Raw genomic sequence first — 18,639 nt, 5'->3', positions numbered from 1 at the left:
GGGAAGACGTACGCCGTCTTCTCGTCGCCGATGGCAATCGCGACCTACCAGCCGATCGTCGACCTGCTCTCCGCGAGCGGCATCGCCAAGCAGGTCGACGGCGTCTGGTACTTCGACATCCGCAAGTACGTCGACCTCGTCCGCGCCGGGTGGCGCTGGGACACCCTCCCCGGCAACACCGCCTACCCGGTGCGCAAGCGCATCCTGGTCACCACGACCGACCCGCGGACCTCGAACTCGGCGGCGATGTTCCTGGCCATCACCAGTTACGTGACCAACAACAGCACGGTGGTGCAGAGCGCCGCGGACGAGAAGAAGGTGCTTCCCCTGGTCGCGCCGCTGGTGCTCATGTACCCGGCGCCGACCGTGCAATCCAGACACACCCTGCTGGCGCTCAAGCCAGGGGGCGACAAGCTCGGTGACCTGCTGACGACGGATCCGGAGCTCCAGCAACTCGCGGCCAAGCACGGGTTCCGGACTGCTGACGCCGACGAGTTCACCAAGGTCGTCACCCAGTACTCCGTGCCTGCTGTGGCCAAGCAGATCCTGGACGTCGCCGACACGCCGACGTACGAAACCCTCGAACACCTGCTCGACGGAGTCTCCAAGTCCTACCGCTGAGCACCCCGTGAGGCGCGTCGCCTCGGCGCGCCTCATGGGGGGCGGTGTGACAAACACCCTGCTCCGGTGAGGCAAGCTTGAGCCTAGACTCAGGCACGGCCGAAGGGAGTCAGCTGTGTCCAACAGCAAGCAGATCACGAAGGTGCTGGTCGCCAACCGAGGCGAGATCGCCGTCCGGGTCGTCCGGGCCGCCGCCGACGCAGGTCTGGGCAGCGTCGCCGTGTACGCCGAGCAGGACCGCGACGCACTGTTCGTCCGGCTCGCCGACGAGGCGTACTCGCTGGACGGTTCGACACCGGCCGACTCCTACCTGAACATCGCCAAGATCCTCGACGTCGCCGCCCGCTCCGGCGCGGACGCCGTACATCCCGGCTACGGCTTCCTGGCCGAGAACGCCGACTTCGCCCAGGCCGTGCTCGACGCCGGGCTGATCTGGATCGGCCCGCCGCCGTCGGCCATCGACTCCCTCGGCGACAAGGTCAAGGCGCGGCACATCGCCGAGAAGGTCGGCGCACCACAGGTTCCCGGTACGCCGGACCCGGTTGCTGGGGTTGATGATGTACTCGCCTTCGCCGAGCAGTACGGCCTGCCGATCGCGATCAAGGCGGCGTACGGCGGTGGCGGCCGCGGCATGAAGGTCGCCCGCTCTGTGGAAGAGATTCCTGAGCTTTATGACTCAGCTGTGCGTGAAGCCGTCAGCGCCTTCGGTCGCGGCGAGTGCTTCGTCGAGCGGTACCTGGACAAGCCGCGGCACGTCGAGACGCAGTGCCTGGCCGATGCCCACGGCAACGTCGTGGTCGTCTCCACCCGCGACTGCTCGCTGCAGCGCCGGTACCAGAAGCTGGTCGAGGAGGCTCCGGCTCCCTTCCTTACCGACGAGCAGCTGGAGACGCTCTATTCGTCGTCGAAGGCGATCCTGCGCGAGGCCGGGTACGTCGGCGCCGGCACCTGCGAGTTCCTGGTCAGCCAAGACGGGCTGATTTCCTTCCTCGAGGTGAACACCCGGCTGCAGGTCGAGCACCCGGTGTCGGAGGAGGTCACCGGGCTGGACCTGGTCCGGGAGATGTTCCGGATCGCCAACGGCGAGGAGCTCGGGTACGACGACCCGGTCGTCTCCGGGCACTCGATCGAATTCCGGATCAACGCCGAGGACGGCGGTCGTGGATTCCTGCCGGCGCCGGGCACGCTGACTCGCTGGCACGCACCAAGCGGTCCCGGGGTCCGGGTCGACGGCGGTTACGACCAGGGTGAGACGGTGCCGGGTGCTTTCGACTCGCTGGTGGCGAAGCTGATCGTCACCGGTCGCGATCGGACGCAGGCTTTGGAGCGTTCTCGGCGGGCTCTTCGCGAGTTTGTGGTCGAGGGGATGCCGACAGTGATCCCGTTCCACCTGGCTGTGGTGTCGGATCCGGCGTTCGTCGGGCCCTTCACTGTTCACACGCGGTGGATCGAGACCGAGTTCGACAACCAGATCCCGCCGTACGAGGGTCCGACGGCCGAGGTTGTGGATGCCGGCGAGCGCGAGAAGGTCACGGTCGAGGTCGGCGGGAAGCGGCTCGAGGTCGTTCTCCCGGCTGGTCTGGGTGCGTCTGCGGTCGCGGGTGGTGCTGTTGCCGGAGCGAAGAAGAAGCCGGCGCGTCGCGCGGGCGGCTCGGGCAAGGGATCGGCCGCGTCTGGTGACTCGCTGACGTCGCCGATGCAGGGCACCATCGTCAAGATCGCCGTCGAGGAAGGCGCGACCGTCGCCGAGGGCGACCTGATCGTCGTACTCGAAGCAATGAAGATGGAGCAGCCCCTCAACGCCCACAAGGCAGGCACGGTCACCGCCCTCACCGCCGAGGTCGGCGCCACCGTCTCAGCCGGCGCCATCCTCTGCGAAATCAAAGACTGACCCAGCCTTCCCACCCGCCGCCATCGGCTTCCTCGCAGACGACGAATACATAGTCACCGAAGGCGGCTTGTCTGGCCAACGCGGTTACTTCACCCGGGGTTCGGACGGCACCATCACCGGCGTAGATGCCTTGATGCTCGACCAACCGGCGCTGCAGGACCATGGCCGCCGGTACCACGCAGCTCAGCCCTACTGGCCGGCCCGTGCCTGGCACCCGCATGTCGACGACGGCTACCTCCACTGGGAACTGGTCGAACTCGCCCAGTGACTTCACCGTGCTGGCGCAAGGTCCCACGGCAGACAGTGGAGGGTTTCTCGCGCCATTTCGCGAAAATCCTCCACCGTCGACACCAAAACCCTCCACGGTCCACACGCACATCCGCTCACCCGACAACCCAGTCGCTCCCCCTCGACAGCACCGACCGGGAACGACGTTCGCCACACATCCGCCGACACATCAAGGAGGAGACTCTCTCAGCCCGCCGCCCTTTCTTTGGGGCGGCTGACGAGGCCCGGGGGCGATTAACAGGCAGTTCTCAGGTTGACGCTGTAGGTTCCCTGCAGATATCGGGCTGAGGAGGGTGTTGCATGTCGAAGAAGACCCACCAGCAGCAGCTGGCGGCGCGGAAGGCGAGGCGGCAGGCCGAGCGGGAGGCTGAGCGGCGCCGGCAGCGGCGGAATCTCGGCGTCACCGTCACCGCGATCGCCGCCGTGGTCGTGGTCGTCGTCGGGGTCTTCGTCGTGCTCGGCAACGGCAAGGACTCGAGCCCGGCCGCGGCGCCGACCGAGCTGCCGGCGTCGGCGGGCCCGGACAACAAGCCGAAGAGCATCCCGACCGCGCTCGCGGCGCCGTTGAAGCGGCCGACCCCGCTGCCGGCCGAGGTGAGCTGCACATACAAGAAGAGCGCCGAGGCGGCAAGCAAGAAGGTGAACCCGCCGGCCGACGGCAAGACCAAGGCGTCCGGGACGACGAGGGTCGACCTGAACACCTCGATCGGCGACCTCCAGGTCACCCTGGACAGCGCACTCGCGCCGTGCGCGGTGAAGAACTTCCTCAGCCTGGTCGACCAGAAGTTCTACGACAACACCAGCTGCCACCGGCTCACCGTCGGCGAGGGTCTGCAGGTGCTGCAGTGCGGCGATCCGACCGGCACGGGGAGCGGCGGCCCCGGCTACAGCTTCGCGGACGAGGTCTACCCGACGCTGAAGTACGGACGCGGCGTACTGGCGATGGCGAATTCCGGCGCGAACACCAACGGCAGCCAGTTCTTCATCGTGTACGGCGACGGCTCCGGCCTGACCCCCGACTACACAGCCTTCGGCAGCATCGACGAAGCCGGCCTCAAACTCATCGACAAGGTCGCCGAAGCCGGCGTAGTCCCCGAAGGCGGCCCCACCGACGGCAGCCCCGTCACCCCGGTCAACATCAAGTCCGCCACCGCCGCCTCCTAAAACCACACAACCGCGCCGCCCATCCCTGCGGCACGGGCGGCGCGGTGCGTTTGAATCTCGGTTAGGCGAGGAGGGCGTATTGATTTCGGGGCCAGGCCAGGAGGGCCTGGATTTGGGTTATGCCGGCTTGTTCGAGCAGTTGCACTGGGCCTTCGACGAAGTGGTAGAGGCCGGTTTGGGGATCTCTGGCCTGGTTCCAGGCGCGGTCGGCGTACGCCTGCATGGTGGCTTTGTAGCGGGCGTCGGGTAAGACCGAGTCGAGGATGAGCAGGTTCTTGAACCAGATGGAGTTGAAGCGGGTCGGCTGCTGCCAGAGCCGGTCGTCGGTGCCGTAGAAGGCCAGCGACGCGTTCGCGACCGCCTTCGCGTCATCGAGGTACTGACGGTTGCCGGTTGCCTTGAACAACAGCACACCCGCGCCGAGCATCACGCCCTGGTTGTAGCTCCACTGCGTCTTCTCGATGTTGCCGGCCAGGTCGATGTGGTCCCAGTAGAGCCCGTTCGGCGCCAGGAAACAGTCCTGCGCCCAGTCGTACATCCGCTGCGCCCACGTCAGGTACGACGTGTCCCGCGTGAGCAGGTACAGATGCGCGCCGAGCTCCGCACCCGGACCGTTCGACACCGTGTTCCGATCCTGGCTCCACGGCGCCTGGGTCCAGTAGACCCCGCCGGCACACGGATGCGACGGATCCGTGTCCCACCCGTGGACGACGAGCGCGAAGATCTCCTTGGCCCGTGCCAGCGCCGAGCGGTCACCAGTCCGCTTGTAGTGCTGGATCAACTGGAGCCCGATCCATTCGTTGTCGTCGTAGAACTTGTCCCCACCCTGACCAAGCGGCGGGCGCACGTAAGAGTCGTACCCCTTCGGCGTCGTCGTGTCGTTCCAGTACGGCGCGTACGCCGCGATCCGCCGATCGGCCTCCTCCGACGCCTTCCGGCCCGCGCCCGGCATCCCGGCCAGGTTCTCCGCAGCAATCGCTGCCTGCGAGTACGGCCAGACGTACGAGTACGGGTTGGACTGCGTGTTCGGGTACTCCTCGAGCAGCAGACCCTGCCCGGCGTCGAAGTACTTGTTCAGCGCGTCGTACGACGCTTTGGCACGGGCGGCCTGACTTGTCACGGCATCAGCCCCTGTCGCCTGCAGCGACCCGACGACGGCGATCGCGAGCATCCCGGCCACGATCCTGGTTGATATACCAATTTTCCTGCGCATCGACCTGCTCCTCCTGGGCGGTGGCGGTTGACAGCGATGTCACGTTGTAACCGGCGCAGGGATGCGGCGTCAATGGGTCAGCGCAGGGGATCAGTTGGTATATCAAGCGGGCTCGGCACGAACGCGAACCAGCCGGACTTCAGATGCAGCCGGCCGCGGACCTGGTCAGCGGTCAGCACCCGCCGACCCTTCGAGCCGACCGCCTCCACGGTCAGCGCCCGCCCGCCGCCCGGCCCGACGCCGGTCCGGGTCAGTACCCGCAGACTCCGGATCGACCCGACATCGAACGTCGCCTCCACCTCCGCGGCCGTCCGCGTGACGGTCCAGGTGACGTTCGGATTCCCGTTGCCGGGATACGCGTCCCAGCTGTCCAGTTTCATTACCTGGTACGGCACCGCGCCGGTCGCCGTCGCGCCGCCGTTGGACGAGGAGAACTCGGCGATGATCGGCTTGCCCTGGTACAGCCGGATCTGCCCCGCGGTCGCGGCGATCGCGGTGGTCGTCGACGCCTTCTCCGAGTTGTAGCCGCCGTACACCTGGCAGGCGATGGTGTCACAGAGGTCGTACGCGCGGCTCGCCGACCGGCTCCGGTGGTAGACGGAATAGGTGCGTGCGGCAACAGCCTGTGCCTGCAGAGCCGCCGGACGCCAACTGGACAAGGCCTCCCGCGGTACGACGCCACGCAGGTAGTGCTCCAGGTCGACGACGTTCACGGTGTCCAGATGAGGGCCGGACACGTCGACCGCCCGGAGCGTGCCGCGAAAGCGCCGTACCTCTCCGCTGGGCAGGATCAGGCCGGTGACCGACGCGCCATCGAACTGCGCCATCCCGAGGAAGGTCTTCCACAGCGTCCATTTCCGGGTCGTGGCGTTGAACGAGCTGATCCGGGTCGCATGATCGCCGTACGGGTCGATCGACCACTGGTTCCGGGTCGATGCCTTCGGCAACGTCCAGACCGAGCCGGTCTTCAGCGAGCGGACCCGGAGGTTGTTGGCGGGAACGACCCGGACGCCGTCGTTGGTGTCCGCGGTGATCCGAACCCGGATGTTGCCGGTTGCCTTGCCCACCGACGTTCCCGGGTAGTAGAAGTCGAGGATCTGCTTGACCGACTTCCCCGCGATGGCCGCGCCCTGAGCGCCGTACTGGGACATCCCGCGACCGTGGCCGAAGCCGCGGCCGCTGATGGTGGTGTCCGGCGCCGCGGTCGGCTCGAACTCGCGGGCCTCCGCGGTCGCGCTGATCAGCGTGGACGCGACGATGACGATGACGACGATGCGTTTCACGAGCCACTCCGGTATTGGACGTAGACCCTGTTGCGGCGGGTGTTGTAGGTGAGCCAGCCGCGCTGGTACTTCTGCCGGAGACCGGTCTTCACCTTGTACATATCGGTGATCGGCAGACCGAGTCGCGATCGCTCGGCGCCCAAAGAGGTGTACTTGTGGTAGATCCGGCCGGTCACCGGGCGTGCGCCGGTCGACCTCGACCAGTAGAGGGCGCCGTACCGGAACGACTGCACCGCCGTGCCGCGAACTCGTCCATTGCGCTGCTCACCGAGCGGCAGACCGAGGACGGTGTTGTCCACCCCGAGCCCGCGATACCGGTTGCGGAACACACCGAGGGTCGAATGGGTGCCGGTGGCAACGGAATGGAAGACATCGCGAATGCCGAAGTACGTCGCCCAGCCGGTCCGCGTCGGGTGTTCACCCCAGAACGGCTGGCCCGTGCGGTCGAACCCGAGCTTGCGCGCATACCGGTAGATCGGCGTCGAGACACTGCCGCCGATCAACGTGTCGATTCGTTGCCTCAGCCAACCGAGCTTGCCGTACAACTGGTTGCCCGGACACGCTGTTGCCTTCGTGTCGCGGTGACCGGAGATCGTGTACAGCCGGCTGCCGTCGAGCACGATCGTTGCCATCGGCGACCGATAGTTTGCGTCCAGCTTCCAGGCGATCACCTCGGCAGTCTTCTCCAGCATCGCCTGTGTGGGCGCGGCTTTCTCGAAGTTGCCGATCAGCGCGACACCGAACGAGTTGGAGTTGAACGCGCCGGTGTGCGCGCCCAGCACCGGCAGGTACGTTCCGCCGTACCGGCCCTCGAACGCGCGGCCGAAGCGGTCGACGAGGAAGTTGTAGCCGAGATCGCACCAGCCGCGGCTCTTCACGTGGTAGGCGTACATCCCGCGGATCATCGCCGGGACCTGCGCGCGGGTGTAGTTGTTGCGATCGGCGGTGTGATGAACGAACGCGGCCTGCACTGTGGTCGTGTACTTCGGCCGCGCGCAAGCCTTCCCGTTGTGGCTCCGCAGCCGCTCGTCGGCACCCCACCCGCGGCGGCTGATGATCCCCGGCATCGGGTACGGCGTGCCACTCGCTTCGGGCTCGACACTTTGAGCAGCCGGCTCGTCGGCGTCGGTCGTAAGCACACCGGGCTGGATGAGCACGACCTTCGCGTCGCTGATCGTCGAACCACCGATCGTCACAGCGCTGGCCTGCACACCAGTCGCGTCGCCGACCCACAGCGGCTCAGTGCCGGACCGCTCCGCCCCTTCCGGAGTCGCCGGGTCGGGACCATGCTCGTCCTCAACGACCAGCGGCTGCCACTCGGTCCATTGGCCGTCGCGTTGCACACGCACCTTCGCCACCACCGGCCGCGTGCCTTCCGGCCAGGTGATCCCTACCATTGCGAACGGTTTCGTCTCGGCGGCGACCGACGGACCATCGAGTGCCAACTCCTGGTACGACGCCTCGGCCGGCGACGGCTCGGGTGTCGCCGGAAGCACCGACTGTGTCGACGGATGCACCGACTGGCGATCCGGCTGGGCCTGCGGCACGGCGAGGGCCAGCCCGGTCACCGCGATTGTCAGGAGTCGGGAGGTCTTGCTCATGGCACAGCCTTCCGCGGCGGGTCTTACAACGGTCGCTGGGCGGCGGTAATCGATTATGCGCGCCGGGTGACCGCTTTCCCGGGATTGTCGTCACCCTGCGTGGCGTGCGGCCCGAAATTCTTGGCGTTTCCTCAGGCAGTGACGACGCCTGAGGCGCGCCGCGTCAGTTGTGAGTTTGGGTAGGCTCGCCGTAAAGACCTGCGAGAGAAGGCCCGTCATGACCACGATTTTGATCATCGCACTCGTGGTGATCGCCGTACTGGCATACCGCTCCTATCGAAGAACCCAGCTGCAGAACCGCAAGCAGCACGAGATCACCACCGCCGAGCTCGAAGGCGTGAAGCGGACGGCCGACGAGGACATCACCCGGTTCGGTGAGGAACTGCAGGACCTCGACCTGGACATGGTCGGCAAGGACCTCGGTGACGGCGCCCGCCAGGACTACCAGCGCGCCCTGGACTCGTACGAGTCGGCCAAAGAGGCGGTCGGCAAGGTCACGCAGGCCGACGAGATCAAGCACGTGATCGAGATCCTCGAGGACGGCCGGTACGCGGCGGCGTGTGTGCGTGCCCGGGTGAACGGCGAGCCACTGCCCCAGCGGCGTCCGTCCTGCTTCTTCAACCCGCAGCACGGCCCGTCCGTGGAGGACGTGATGTGGTCGCCGCCGGGCGGCGCGCCGCGTGAGGTGCCGGCCTGTGCCGCCGACGCCGAGCGGGTCCGCGCCGGCGCCGAGCCGGACGTCCGCAAGGTCATGGTCGGCCCGCAGCGGGTGCCGTACTGGGAGGCCGGCCCGGCCTACTCGCCGTACGCGCAGGGCATGTTCGGCGCGCTCGGCGGCGTGATGACCGGTATGTTCCTCGGCACCATGCTGGGCGGCATGTTCGCCGGCGGCGGCTACGGCGACTACGCGGCCGGCTACGAAGCCGGCCAGAGCGACGGCGGTGATGGCGGCGACGGCGGGGGTGACGGCGGCGGCGACTCGGGCGACGGCGGCGGCTTCGACTTCGGCGACAGCGGCGGCGACTCCGGCGGCTGGGACTTCGGCGGCGGCGACTTCGGCGGCGGAGACTTCTGACCCACAAACCACGCGAAAGAGCCCCGGCGACCACTACGGTCGCCGGGGCTTTTCGTTGGATGTGGGGTGTCCCGGGAGGGGTCGCGGGACACCCCACGGCTGGGGTTATCTGGTGAGCTTGATCGGGACCGACAGGGCGGACGGGGCCGTGGTGGGGCCGAGGAGGAGTTCGCCGTTGTAGGTCTGGCCGGGGGTCATGGCCTTGTCGTAGGTCACGTGGAGAGTCACCGGGGTGTTGGCCGGGACCGCGCCGGTGGGCGCACCGGTCACCGTCAGGTCGTTGCCTTGGACGGCGTTGACGTTGAGGGTGAAGGACGGCGTACCGGAGACCGAGTAGCCGTGGACCCAGATCTGGTAGTTGCCGTCGGGCGGGCTGACCAGGTTCACCGACTCGTTCGCCGTACCGCCGGCGGACGAGGCGACGATCTCCGACGGTGAGAACACCCCGTCGTTGTTGGCGTCGCGGACGACGTACAGATCCAGGTCGTCGGTGTTCAGCGCAGTACTCACCGACAGCCGGGACGCGTGCGACAGCGTGATGTTCTTCTTCACGCTCGCCGTCGACGGGTCGTCCGGGTCGTCCTGCTGCGCCACCTCGGTCGTCGTCGAAGGCTGGCTGAGCCCGAACCCGGCTGCCGCCAAACCGTCCAGCGGCACACTCGACTCGAACTTCACATCGAAGCCACCCGTGTTCCCGGTCGCCGTCTGTTCGACAGACGACGGCGAGACGGACGCGCTACCCAGTTGCACCTTGAACGGCGTGTTGAACTGATCGCCCTGCCACCCGACCTGGTGCAACGCGACCGCCTGCAGCCCTTCCTGCGCAGGCGCCGTGACCACATCGGCCGGCCCACCGGTCGCGGTGTTGAACGCCCAGACACCCGCACGCACATTGGTGTTCGGACTCTTCCCCACCGTGTCGAGCGTGTACGGCGCCCCGAACACCGAGTCGGGTTCGAGCTGGAAGTGGTTCACCGACCGGCCCATGATCAACGTGTCGAGGTCGGTGTACGGACCGGAGTCGTCCCAGGTCGTGTTGGCCAGGAACTTCGTGCCCTCCGCCGGTGTCTTCGGTACGTCGAGATAGAAGAACCGCCAGTCACCTGACTCGGCTCGCCAGGTCCAGTCGTTCGCACCGAACACCGACCCGTTGTCGTAGGTCAGGTTCTGCTGCGCCTTCGCGACATCCGAGCCGCCGAAGGTGACCGCGCCGGTGATCTTGCCGCTAGCGTCCTGCGTCGCCTTCGCCGCTACCGCGACCGACACCGGCACCACCATCGAGTCCGAGCCGCGCGTCAGTACGACGGCGCCCGAGTACATCCCGTACGGCGCACTCGACGGCACCTTGATCGAGGCGGTGAAGGAGCCAGTCGCGTACCGAGGCGTGGTGACCCACTTCCAGTCGCTGTTCTTGTACCAGTCGATCGAGATCATGAAGTGCGTGACCGGGATCGAGGTGTTCTTCGCCGAGTGCTGCAGGCCGAGGAACAGTCCGTCGGCCATCCGCTGAGCGGGGTCGCGGACCCAGGACTGCAGTGCGTTCGCACCGGCCCGGTGGTACATGAACCGGCCGTACTCGCCTTGCTCCATCTCCGACTTGGCGAAGTCGAGGTCTTTGAAGCCGTCGATGTTCGAGCTGGTCGTCTTGTCGGTGTGGTTGACGACGCCGTTGTGGTTCTTGTCGGTCCACAGCTTGCCGTCGTGGTTGACGTCCGTCCAGTTGTAGGTGAGCAGCCGCCAGGCCTGGTCCTCAGTGAGGTTCTTGTCACCGTCGAACTCCGACCGCGGGTACTCGAGTTTGACCACCATCAGATCGGCGTCCCGATGCTGTTTGACCTTGTTCGTCAGGTTGATCAGATAGTCGGGTGCGTTGAAGTTGCCGGTGCTCTCCTGGCTCAGATCCTTGCTGGTGAAGGAGATCGTGTCACTCGCCGTCCGGGTCAGCTGCCGGTCGCTGACCTGCCAGACGCCGGGGCCTTGCAAAGTGAACTTCTGCGCATCGGAAGAACCGGGCGAGATGATGTTCGCGAAGACCGGGTACTCGGTGCCGCGGTAGTCGCCGACGCGCCACTGCGATGGCGAGACGCTCGCCCGCTGGCCGACCGCGCTGGCCACCGCTTTGCCGGCGTCGACCGAACCTGAGCCCTGCACGTTGGCGTCGTACCCGAGGTCCTTGGCGGAGGACTTCAGGATGTCCTTCGCGTTCTGGTAGAAGCCGGCCGGGACCTGGCCACCGTGGGCCTTCTTGTACGCCTGGTAGACGAGCGCTGTCGCGCCGACTGCGACCGGGGTTGAGCGGCTGGTGCCGCCCCAGCTGACCCATGCGTTCCGTCCGTCGAGGACGGTGTTCAGGGTCGCGTCGCCGGGCGCATAGGCGCCGTCGGCAACGACATCGACGCCGTTGGTGGCGTTCGCGCCGAAGCCGCGGTTGGACCAGACCATCACGTCGTTGTCCATGATCTGCTTGGTACGCACGATCGAGTCCCAGCCGGTGCCGCCGAACTGTGTCGACGCGCCGACCTCGATCCCGGCCGTGGGTGCGGGCGATCCCGTCGTACCGAAACCGGGTGCGCCGTTGCCCGTCGAGAACAGCGGGGTCGTCTTGTAGCCGTCGTAGATGACGTCGGCTTCCTGGCTCGCCGCGTCCCAGCCGTCGTTGTCGACGTCGGACTGCCCGTACGAGTTGGAGGTGACGTCGACGCCCTGCCGGGTGGACAGCAGGTACCCGAACTGGGTGGAGAAGTCGAAGCCGAGGTAGATGTCACCGAACGGTGCGAGCTTCGCGTGCGGAGCTCCACCCAGTACGGCGCCCGCGTACGTGCCGCCGGGGATGTCCTTGAACGTCGGTGCCTTGCCGTTGATGACCGCCTGACCGACGATGTTCGACGCGGTCAGCGTGCCGTGGCCCTCGATCGCCGGGTCGAAGTCGCCGGTCCACGCCAGCAGCTCACCGGACTTGTACGACGTGTCGTCGACGCCGAAGGCATCCAGACCACCGGGGATCGGGGTCTTGCCGTCGGAGATGTAGTACAGCAATCCGCCGGACAGGTCGGTGTAGCCGTCGCCGTTCATGTCGCGGTACGACGCGGGCGACTCCTTGGTGACCGGCTTCTCGTCGGCGAACGAGTGGTCGTCGTCGAGGTCGACGTACACCGTGTCGTAGACGCCGGCGGTGTGCGGGTCGGTGACCAGGAAGGCCGGGCGCTCGCCGTACAGCTGGAGCAGGTGGTCGTCCGGGTGGCTGCCGAGCATGACCTTGCCGGACTTGCTCCACGCCGCCGGGAAGTCGTACGTGTGCTGCTTGGTCCCTGTCGGTGCGCTGAAGTTGCGCGACGGGCCGGTCTTGGTGGCGAAGTCGAGGCTGCAGGTCGCTCCCGACTTGGTGCAGGTCGCCGCGGTGGTCTTCGTGTACCAGGACAGGCCCTGGTCGATCTGCGCCGGCGCGGCCAGCCACTGCAGGGTGCCGTAGGGGTCGAACGCCTTCGGCCAGCCGTTCCAGCCGGCCTCCGCGCCGGTCTGGCCGGTCCAGGTCTGCCAGGTGTTCAGCAGGTCCGGGTGGCCGAAGTCGGTGCCGCCGTCGAGTACGCCGACGGTCACGCCGCTGCCGGTGAAGCCCGCGTTCCAGGCGCCGGTGAAGTTGTGCGACTTGGCGTCCAGCAGGTTCTGGTGCCGGAGCTTGTCGAAGTTCGACTTCTTCAGCGGCGGCGCCTCGTCGTACGGGACCTCGTCGGTCTTGATCTTGGCGACCGCCGCCTGCTGCTCGGCCTTGGTCGGCGCCTGGTGCAGCTCGGGGTCGGGGTCGTTCAGCGGCTGCCCGGTCTTGCCGAGCTCGACCGGCTGAATCGAGATCACTCCCGGTACGGCGGCCAGCTTCGGCAGCGCCTGCACAGGAATCGATCCCAGCACGATGCCGGTGTCGCCGGACTTCGCGACGCGCGCGTCACCGAGCACCTCGCGCGCCTGCGTCGGGTCGCCCTGGACAGTAGCGAAGACGGCCACCGGGGCCGTCTCGCCTTTCTTCATCCGCGCTTCCAGCTTGGGATCGAGCTTCGACAGTACGGCGTCGATCGCCGTCTGCACCTGCGTCGCCGGAGTGGGTGTCGGCGGCGGGTCCTCCCCGGTCGCCGCCTGGACCGGCGCCGCGGTGAGCGGTGCGACGATCAAGGTGGTCAGGGCAACGAACGCGGCTCCGAATGACAGGCGTCGTCTCATGCTTCCCCTCCGACGTGGGCGGTCCCCCCGCGGAACGCGGCTGAACAGACGGAGAGTACGACCGCTCACGGACAGTTCGGTAGCGACTTCACCGACCGTTTTCCGCGCTGTGACATTTGGTTGCCACTAGCAACGGTAACTATTCGTCACCAATACAATTCGCCCGCCCGGCGGGCGGCCCGATTCTTCCCGGAACGACGCCAAACCGCGCCCTGCCACCCTGATCACCCGCCGTATCCACCCACCTCCTTGCGCAAATGCAGGTTTTCCCGTGTCTTTCTGTTACGGCCGGATGTTGTGATTGCCGGCGAAGAGGTTGCCGGCGTCGTACTGGCGCTTGACCGCCACCAGCCGCTGATACGTCTCGGCCGGATAGATCGCCGCGACATCCTCCTCGGTGGTGCCGGCAAGGAAGTTCGCGTAGGCGCCGCTGACGTGCGGTGCGAGCCGTGCCCAGATCGCGTCCAGCGCCGGGCGAGCCGCGTCGATGTCCGGCTTCGGACCGACAGTGTTGGTGACGAACATCAGCTCCGCTTGGCGATGCGCGTAGGCGGTTTCATCGTCGGCGACTCGGGACACCGCACCGCCGACGCTGCGCACGGAGATGATCGGCGACCCTTCGGACGTCCCGACCTCGGCAAGGATGCTCAGCACCTCGGAGACCGATTCCTTGTTGACGAACGCGCTCCGGGCAACAAACTGGATGCCAGGCGGCGGGACCATGCCGTCCACCAGGATGTCCACGTACGGAGTCAGCGCAACACTGTCCTCGATCACCGTGCCGAGCCGGCGGATCGGGTCGATCGCCTCCGCGGCACGCTCGGCGTCATCACCGTCGTACGCGATCTCGATCTCGACCGGCGCGTTCGGTCCGCCGGCGAACGGGTTGGCGAAGGTCACAACGCAGGTGAGTTCTTCGGGGGCCGTGCGGAGGTAGTCCGCCCATCCCTGAAGCACGGTGGCCGCCTCCGCGGCCGGGAAGGCGATCTTGCCGAAGAAGACGTCCGTGGTCGGGTGCGCCGCGAACTCGAAGGCGGTCACGATGCCGAAGTTGCCGCCGCCACCGCGGATCGCCCAGAACAGCTCCGGGTTCTCGTCGGCGCTCGCCCGTACGACTTCTCCGTTGGCGGTGACCACTTCCGCGGCGACCAGACTGTCCAGGGCCAGGCCGTACTTCCGGACCTTCCAGCCGATGCCGCCGGTCAACGTCAGCCCGCCGACGCCGACGCTCTTGGTGTCGCCCGAGGAGATCGCCAGGCCGTACGGCGCCAAGGCAGCCGCGACCTGACCCCAGTTGGCCCCGCCACCGATCCGTACGACGTTTCGCTCGCCGACCTCGACGTTCGCCAGCTGGCCGAGGTCGATCACGACCCCACCGTCGTTGGTACTGAAGCCGGGGAAGCTGTGACCACCGCCCCGTACAGAGAGCACAAGCCCTGCCTCGGCGGCGAATCTGACCCCCGCCTGCACGTCTTCGACGCTCTTGGGTCGCAGAACATAGGCCGGACTACCAACAGCCAGGACCGACCGGCTGGCCGATTCGTACTCCGCCGCACCCGGCTCGATGATGTCCCCGGCAAACCCCTCAACCACTGCACTCATCTCGTCCTCCACACAGAATCCATCCGTACAGAGATCTGACGAGACGACCGCCGAAGATGTGACCCCGCCTGATGTGACCTGGATCTCAGCTGCGGAGGTGGAGGCGGCGGGCGGCTTCGGCGACGGAACCGGAGACGGAGGGGTAGACGGTGAAGGACTGAGCCACCTGGTCGACGGTCAACCTCGCCGCAACCGCGAGGGAGATGGGGTGGATCAGTTCGCTGGCGCGGGGGGCGACGACGACGCCGCCGACGATGATGCCGGTGTTGGGGAGGCAGAAGAGTTTGACGAAACCGTCGCGGACGCTCTGCATCTTGGCGCGGGCGTTGTCGGCCAGCGGCACCTTGACGACCATCGCCGTACTGCCGCCGGCGTCGACCACGGCCTGAGAGATCCCGACGGTGGCGATCTCCGGCGCGGTGAAGACGTTCGCGGACACGGTCGACTGGTCCAGCGGGGTGACCGCGTCGCCGAGCGCGTGCGCGATCGCGATCCGGCCCTGCATGGCGGCGACCGAGGCGAGCATGAGTACGCCGGTGCAGTCGCCGGCCGCGTAGACGCCACGGGCCGTCGTACGGGACACCTTGTCGACCGTGACGAAGCCGCCTTCGTTCAGCGACACGCCCGACTCGACCAGGCCCATGTCATCGGTGTTCGGCAGCGATCCGACCGCGAGCAGCGCGTGCGAACCCTCGACCGTCCGGCCGTCCGTCAGCGTCACCACGACGCCGTCGCCCTGCCGCCGGACCGACTCCGCCCGCGACTTGCCCAGCACGGTCAGCCCGCGCCGCTTGAACACGTCCTCCAGTACGGCGGCCGCGTCGGCGTCCTCGCCCGGCAGCACCCGGTCCCGCGACGACACCAGGACGACGTCGCTGCCCAGAGCGTCGTACGCGCTGGCGAACTCCGCACCCGTGACACCGGAGCCGACCACGATCAGCCGCTCGGGCAGTTCCTCCAGCTCGTAGACCTGCTCCCACGTCAGGATCCGCTCGCCGTCCGGCTCGGAGCCCTTCAGGATCCGCGGCCGCGCTCCGGTCGCGATCAGTACGACGTCCGCGTCGAGGCGCTCGTCGCCGACGACCACGGTCTCCGGTCCGTCCAGGCGGCCGCGTCCCTGAATGATCCTCACCTTGTCCCGGTCCAGCCGCCGGGTGATGCCCTCGGACTGCGCGGCGGCCAGCCGCTTGACCCGTTGGTTGACGACGGAGAGATCGACACGCACGGAGTTCGCCGGATCGTCGTCGCCGTCGTCGAGCCGGACACCCAGCTCGCCGGCCTGCTCGACCTCGGTCATCACCTCCGCCGTGGCGATCAGCGTCTTGCTCGGCACACAGTCGGTGAGCACGGCGGAACCGCCGATCCCGTCGGAATCGACGACCGTCACCTCCCCGCCCAGCTGGGCGGCCGCACTGGCCGCTTCGTACCCACCCGGGCCGCCTCCGATGATCACAACTCGCGCCACGGGAGGCCATTCTTCCGTATCCTGTTTCGTCGTGACCCTGTACGCCGCGTTTGCGTCGAATCTGGACCCGAACCTGATGGCCGAGCGGTGCCCGTACTCGCCCTTGCGCGGGACCGGCTGGATCACCGGCTGGCGCCTCACCTTCGGCGGCGAGGAGCTGGGCTGGGAGGGAGCGATGGCCACCGTCGTCGAGGACCCGGCCGACCCGACCAACCAGGTGTTCGTCGCGCTCTACGACATCCACCCCAAGGACGTCGAGCGGCTGGACGAGTGGGAGTGGATCGACCAGGGCGTCTACCGCAAGATCCAGGTCCGGGTGCAGACCCTGGACGGCGAGCAGCTGGCCTGGATGTACGTCCTGAACGCCTACGAAGGCGGTCTCCCGTCGGCCCGCTACCTGGGCATCCTCGCCGAGGCCGCCGAGGCCGCCGGCGCCCCGGACGACTACGTCGCCGACCTCCGCGCCCGCCCCTGCCAGTCGTCCGGCCACTAGACGTCGTACGGCGGTTATCGTGCGGTAGTGACCGTCAACGATGACCTCCGGACCGCCGCCGAAGCCTGGCTGAGCGAGGACCCCGACCCCGACACGCGCGCCGAGCTGGCCCAGTTGCTGGACATCGACGCCGCCGACGAGCTGGCCGACCGCTTCGCCGGCACCCTCGAGTTCGGTACGGCGGGACTCCGCGGAGCCGTCGGCGCCGGACCGAACCGGATGAACCGGGTCGTCGTCATCCGCGCCGCCGCCGGCCTCTGCGCCTACCTCAAGGCGAAGGGCCTCACCAACGGTCCGGTCCTGATCGGGTACGACGCCCGGCACAAGTCCGACGTGTTCGCGCAGGACACGGCCGCCGTGGTGCGCGGAGCCGGCCTTGACGCCGTACTGCTGGATCGGCCGGCGCCGACGCCGGTTGTCGCGTTCGGGATCCGGCATCTGAAGGCGGTTGCGGGCGTGGTCGTGACCGCGTCACACAATCCACCGCAGGACAACGGGTACAAGGTCTATCTGGGTGACGGCTCGCAGATCGTGCCGCCGGCGGATGCGGAGATCGCCGCAGCCATCGCGGCGGTCGGACCGCTGGCCTCGGTGCCGCGCGGCGACGACTGGCAGACGACCGGCGATGAGCTCCTGAACGCCTACCTGGACCGCATCGCGGAGCTGGTGCCCCCGGATGCGCCGCGGGCGCTGAACGTGGCTTACACGCCGCTCCACGGCGTCGGGCGGACGCTGGTCGAGGATGCCGTCGCCCGTGCGGGGTTCGCCGTACCGGCAGTGGTGGCGTCGCAGGCGGATCCGGACCCGGACTTCCCGACCGTGTCGTTCCCGAACCCGGAGGAGCCAGGGGCAATCGACGCGGCGCTGGAGCTGGCGCGGTCGATCGACGCGGACATCGCGGTGGCGAACGATCCCGATGCGGACCGGTGTGCCGTCGCCGTACCGGATCCCGCGGCCCAGGATCCGGCCCAGCGCGGCTGGCGGATGCTGCGTGGGGACGAGCTCGGCGGGTTGCTCGGCGAGTTCCTGCTCTCGACGGGACCGGCCGGCGTGGCCGCGTGCTCGATCGTGTCGTCGTCCTTGCTCGGCAAGATCGCGGCGTCGCACGGCGTTGCGTACGTCGAGACGCTGACCGGGTTCAAGTGGATCGGACGCGTGCCCGATCTCGTCTTCGGCTATGAGGAGGCATTGGGGTACTGCGTCGACCCGGTGGCGGTGAAGGACAAGGACGGTGTGTCGACGCTCGTCCGGGTGCTGCAGCTGGCAGCCCGGGCCAAGGCCGAGGGCCGGACCCTGCTGGACCTGCTGGACGATCTCGCCATCAAGCACGGCCTGCACGCGACGGACCAGCTGTCGGTTCGGGTGGAGGACCTGTCGTTGATCGCGGCCGCGATGGAGCGCCTGCGGGCCACTCCCCCGACGGAGTTGGGAAGTCACGCCGTCGAGCGCGTGGACGACTTGAGCGAGGGCTCGGCCACGCTGCCACCTACTGACGGCCTGCGCTACACGCTGTCCGAGGGCGCGCGGGTCGTCGTACGCCCGTCCGGCACCGAGCCCAAGCTGAAGTGCTACCTCGAGGTGGTTATCCCGGTGGAGGGCTCGGATGTCGCTGCTGCCCGCGCCCGAGCGGCGGCGGAGCTCAACGCCGTCAAGCAATCGCTGTCGGACGCGCTCGGCCTCTGAACGCAGAAGACGTCAGCCGCTGGGCATGGAATTCAGCGGCTGACGTCG

The 18,639-nt window shown here is 67.8% G+C and carries 13 protein-coding genes; 7 read left to right on the top strand and 6 right to left on the bottom strand.

Annotation, left to right across the window (positions count from 1 at the left end; genetic code table 11):
* Positions 1–30: 30 nt before the first annotated feature.
* The 4 genes from EV646_RS17970 (at position 31) to EV646_RS17955 (ending at position 3,964) form a co-directional block, all read left to right on the top strand.
* Positions 31–621: a hypothetical protein gene (locus EV646_RS17970; RefSeq protein WP_199237041.1), complete on the top strand. Its 591-nt coding sequence runs from the start codon at positions 31–33 to the stop codon at positions 619–621.
* A gap of 115 nt (positions 622–736) precedes the next feature.
* On the top strand, positions 737–2,512 hold the full coding sequence (locus EV646_RS17965; protein ID WP_241996134.1) for an acetyl/propionyl/methylcrotonyl-CoA carboxylase subunit alpha: 1,776 nt from the start codon (positions 737–739) through the stop codon (positions 2,510–2,512).
* A gap of 67 nt (positions 2,513–2,579) precedes the next feature.
* A complete protein-coding gene (locus EV646_RS17960; RefSeq protein ID WP_132149972.1) occupies positions 2,580–2,780 on the top strand; it encodes a hypothetical protein in 201 nt (66 codons plus the stop codon).
* Between the two features lie 320 nt (positions 2,781–3,100).
* The gene (locus EV646_RS17955; RefSeq protein ID WP_132149970.1) at positions 3,101–3,964 is read left to right on the top strand and encodes a peptidylprolyl isomerase; all 864 of its coding nucleotides are present in this window, start codon (positions 3,101–3,103) and stop codon (positions 3,962–3,964) included.
* 61 nt (positions 3,965–4,025) lie between these two features.
* Here the strand turns inward: EV646_RS17955 and EV646_RS17950 are convergent, their stop codons facing one another.
* The 3 genes from EV646_RS17950 to EV646_RS17940 all read right to left on the bottom strand — a co-directional run bounded on the left by EV646_RS17950 (position 4,026) and on the right by EV646_RS17940 (position 8,061).
* Positions 4,026–5,177 carry a glycoside hydrolase family 76 protein gene (locus tag EV646_RS17950; protein ID WP_132149968.1) on the bottom strand — a complete coding sequence of 384 codons (1,152 nt, stop codon included), beginning with the start codon at positions 5,175–5,177 and terminating at the stop codon, positions 4,026–4,028.
* A 77-nt stretch (positions 5,178–5,254) separates the two neighbouring features.
* Complete coding sequence (locus EV646_RS17945) at positions 5,255–6,460, bottom strand: SpoIID/LytB domain-containing protein (protein ID WP_241996133.1); 1,206 nt, start codon at positions 6,458–6,460, stop codon at positions 5,255–5,257.
* Positions 6,457–8,061 (bottom strand): N-acetylmuramoyl-L-alanine amidase, encoded by a 1,605-nt coding sequence (locus EV646_RS17940; RefSeq protein WP_132149966.1) that lies wholly within the window; start codon positions 8,059–8,061, stop codon positions 6,457–6,459. The genes EV646_RS17945 and EV646_RS17940 overlap by 4 nt, the downstream gene beginning before the upstream one ends.
* 217 nt (positions 8,062–8,278) lie before the next feature.
* Between EV646_RS17940 and EV646_RS17935 the strand changes: the two genes are divergently transcribed.
* Positions 8,279–9,136, top strand: a complete 858-nt coding sequence (locus EV646_RS17935; RefSeq protein ID WP_132149964.1) for a hypothetical protein — start codon at positions 8,279–8,281, stop codon at positions 9,134–9,136.
* Between the two features lie 105 nt (positions 9,137–9,241).
* Here the strand turns inward: EV646_RS17935 and EV646_RS17930 are convergent, their stop codons facing one another.
* From EV646_RS17930 to EV646_RS17920, 3 genes are all read right to left on the bottom strand, one after another.
* Positions 9,242–13,348, bottom strand: coding sequence for a S8 family serine peptidase (locus tag EV646_RS17930; protein WP_132149962.1), 4,107 nt, complete (start codon positions 13,346–13,348; stop codon positions 9,242–9,244).
* A 282-nt stretch (positions 13,349–13,630) separates the two neighbouring features.
* Positions 13,631–14,950, bottom strand: a complete 1,320-nt coding sequence (locus tag EV646_RS17925) for an FAD-binding oxidoreductase (protein WP_132149960.1) — start codon at positions 14,948–14,950, stop codon at positions 13,631–13,633.
* Between the two features lie 85 nt (positions 14,951–15,035).
* On the bottom strand, positions 15,036–16,415 hold the full coding sequence (locus tag EV646_RS17920; RefSeq protein ID WP_132149958.1) for an NAD(P)H-quinone dehydrogenase: 1,380 nt from the start codon (positions 16,413–16,415) through the stop codon (positions 15,036–15,038).
* Positions 16,416–16,446: 31 nt separating this feature from the next.
* On the opposite strand from EV646_RS17920, the gene EV646_RS17915 reads away from it, so the two are divergent.
* A complete protein-coding gene (locus EV646_RS17915) occupies positions 16,447–16,908 on the top strand; it encodes a gamma-glutamylcyclotransferase (RefSeq protein WP_132149956.1) in 462 nt (153 codons plus the stop codon).
* Positions 16,909–16,935: 27 nt separating this feature from the next.
* Positions 16,936–18,591 carry a phospho-sugar mutase gene (locus EV646_RS17910; RefSeq protein WP_132149954.1) on the top strand — a complete coding sequence of 552 codons (1,656 nt, stop codon included), beginning with the start codon at positions 16,936–16,938 and terminating at the stop codon, positions 18,589–18,591.
* Positions 18,592–18,639 lie beyond the last annotated feature (48 nt).

The organism is Kribbella antiqua (assembly GCF_004345665.1).
GTDB lineage: Bacteria > Actinomycetota > Actinomycetes > Propionibacteriales > Kribbellaceae > Kribbella > Kribbella antiqua.
The sequence above is the reverse complement of the archived record's forward strand: the minus strand, read 5'-3'. Positions and strand labels throughout refer to the sequence as shown.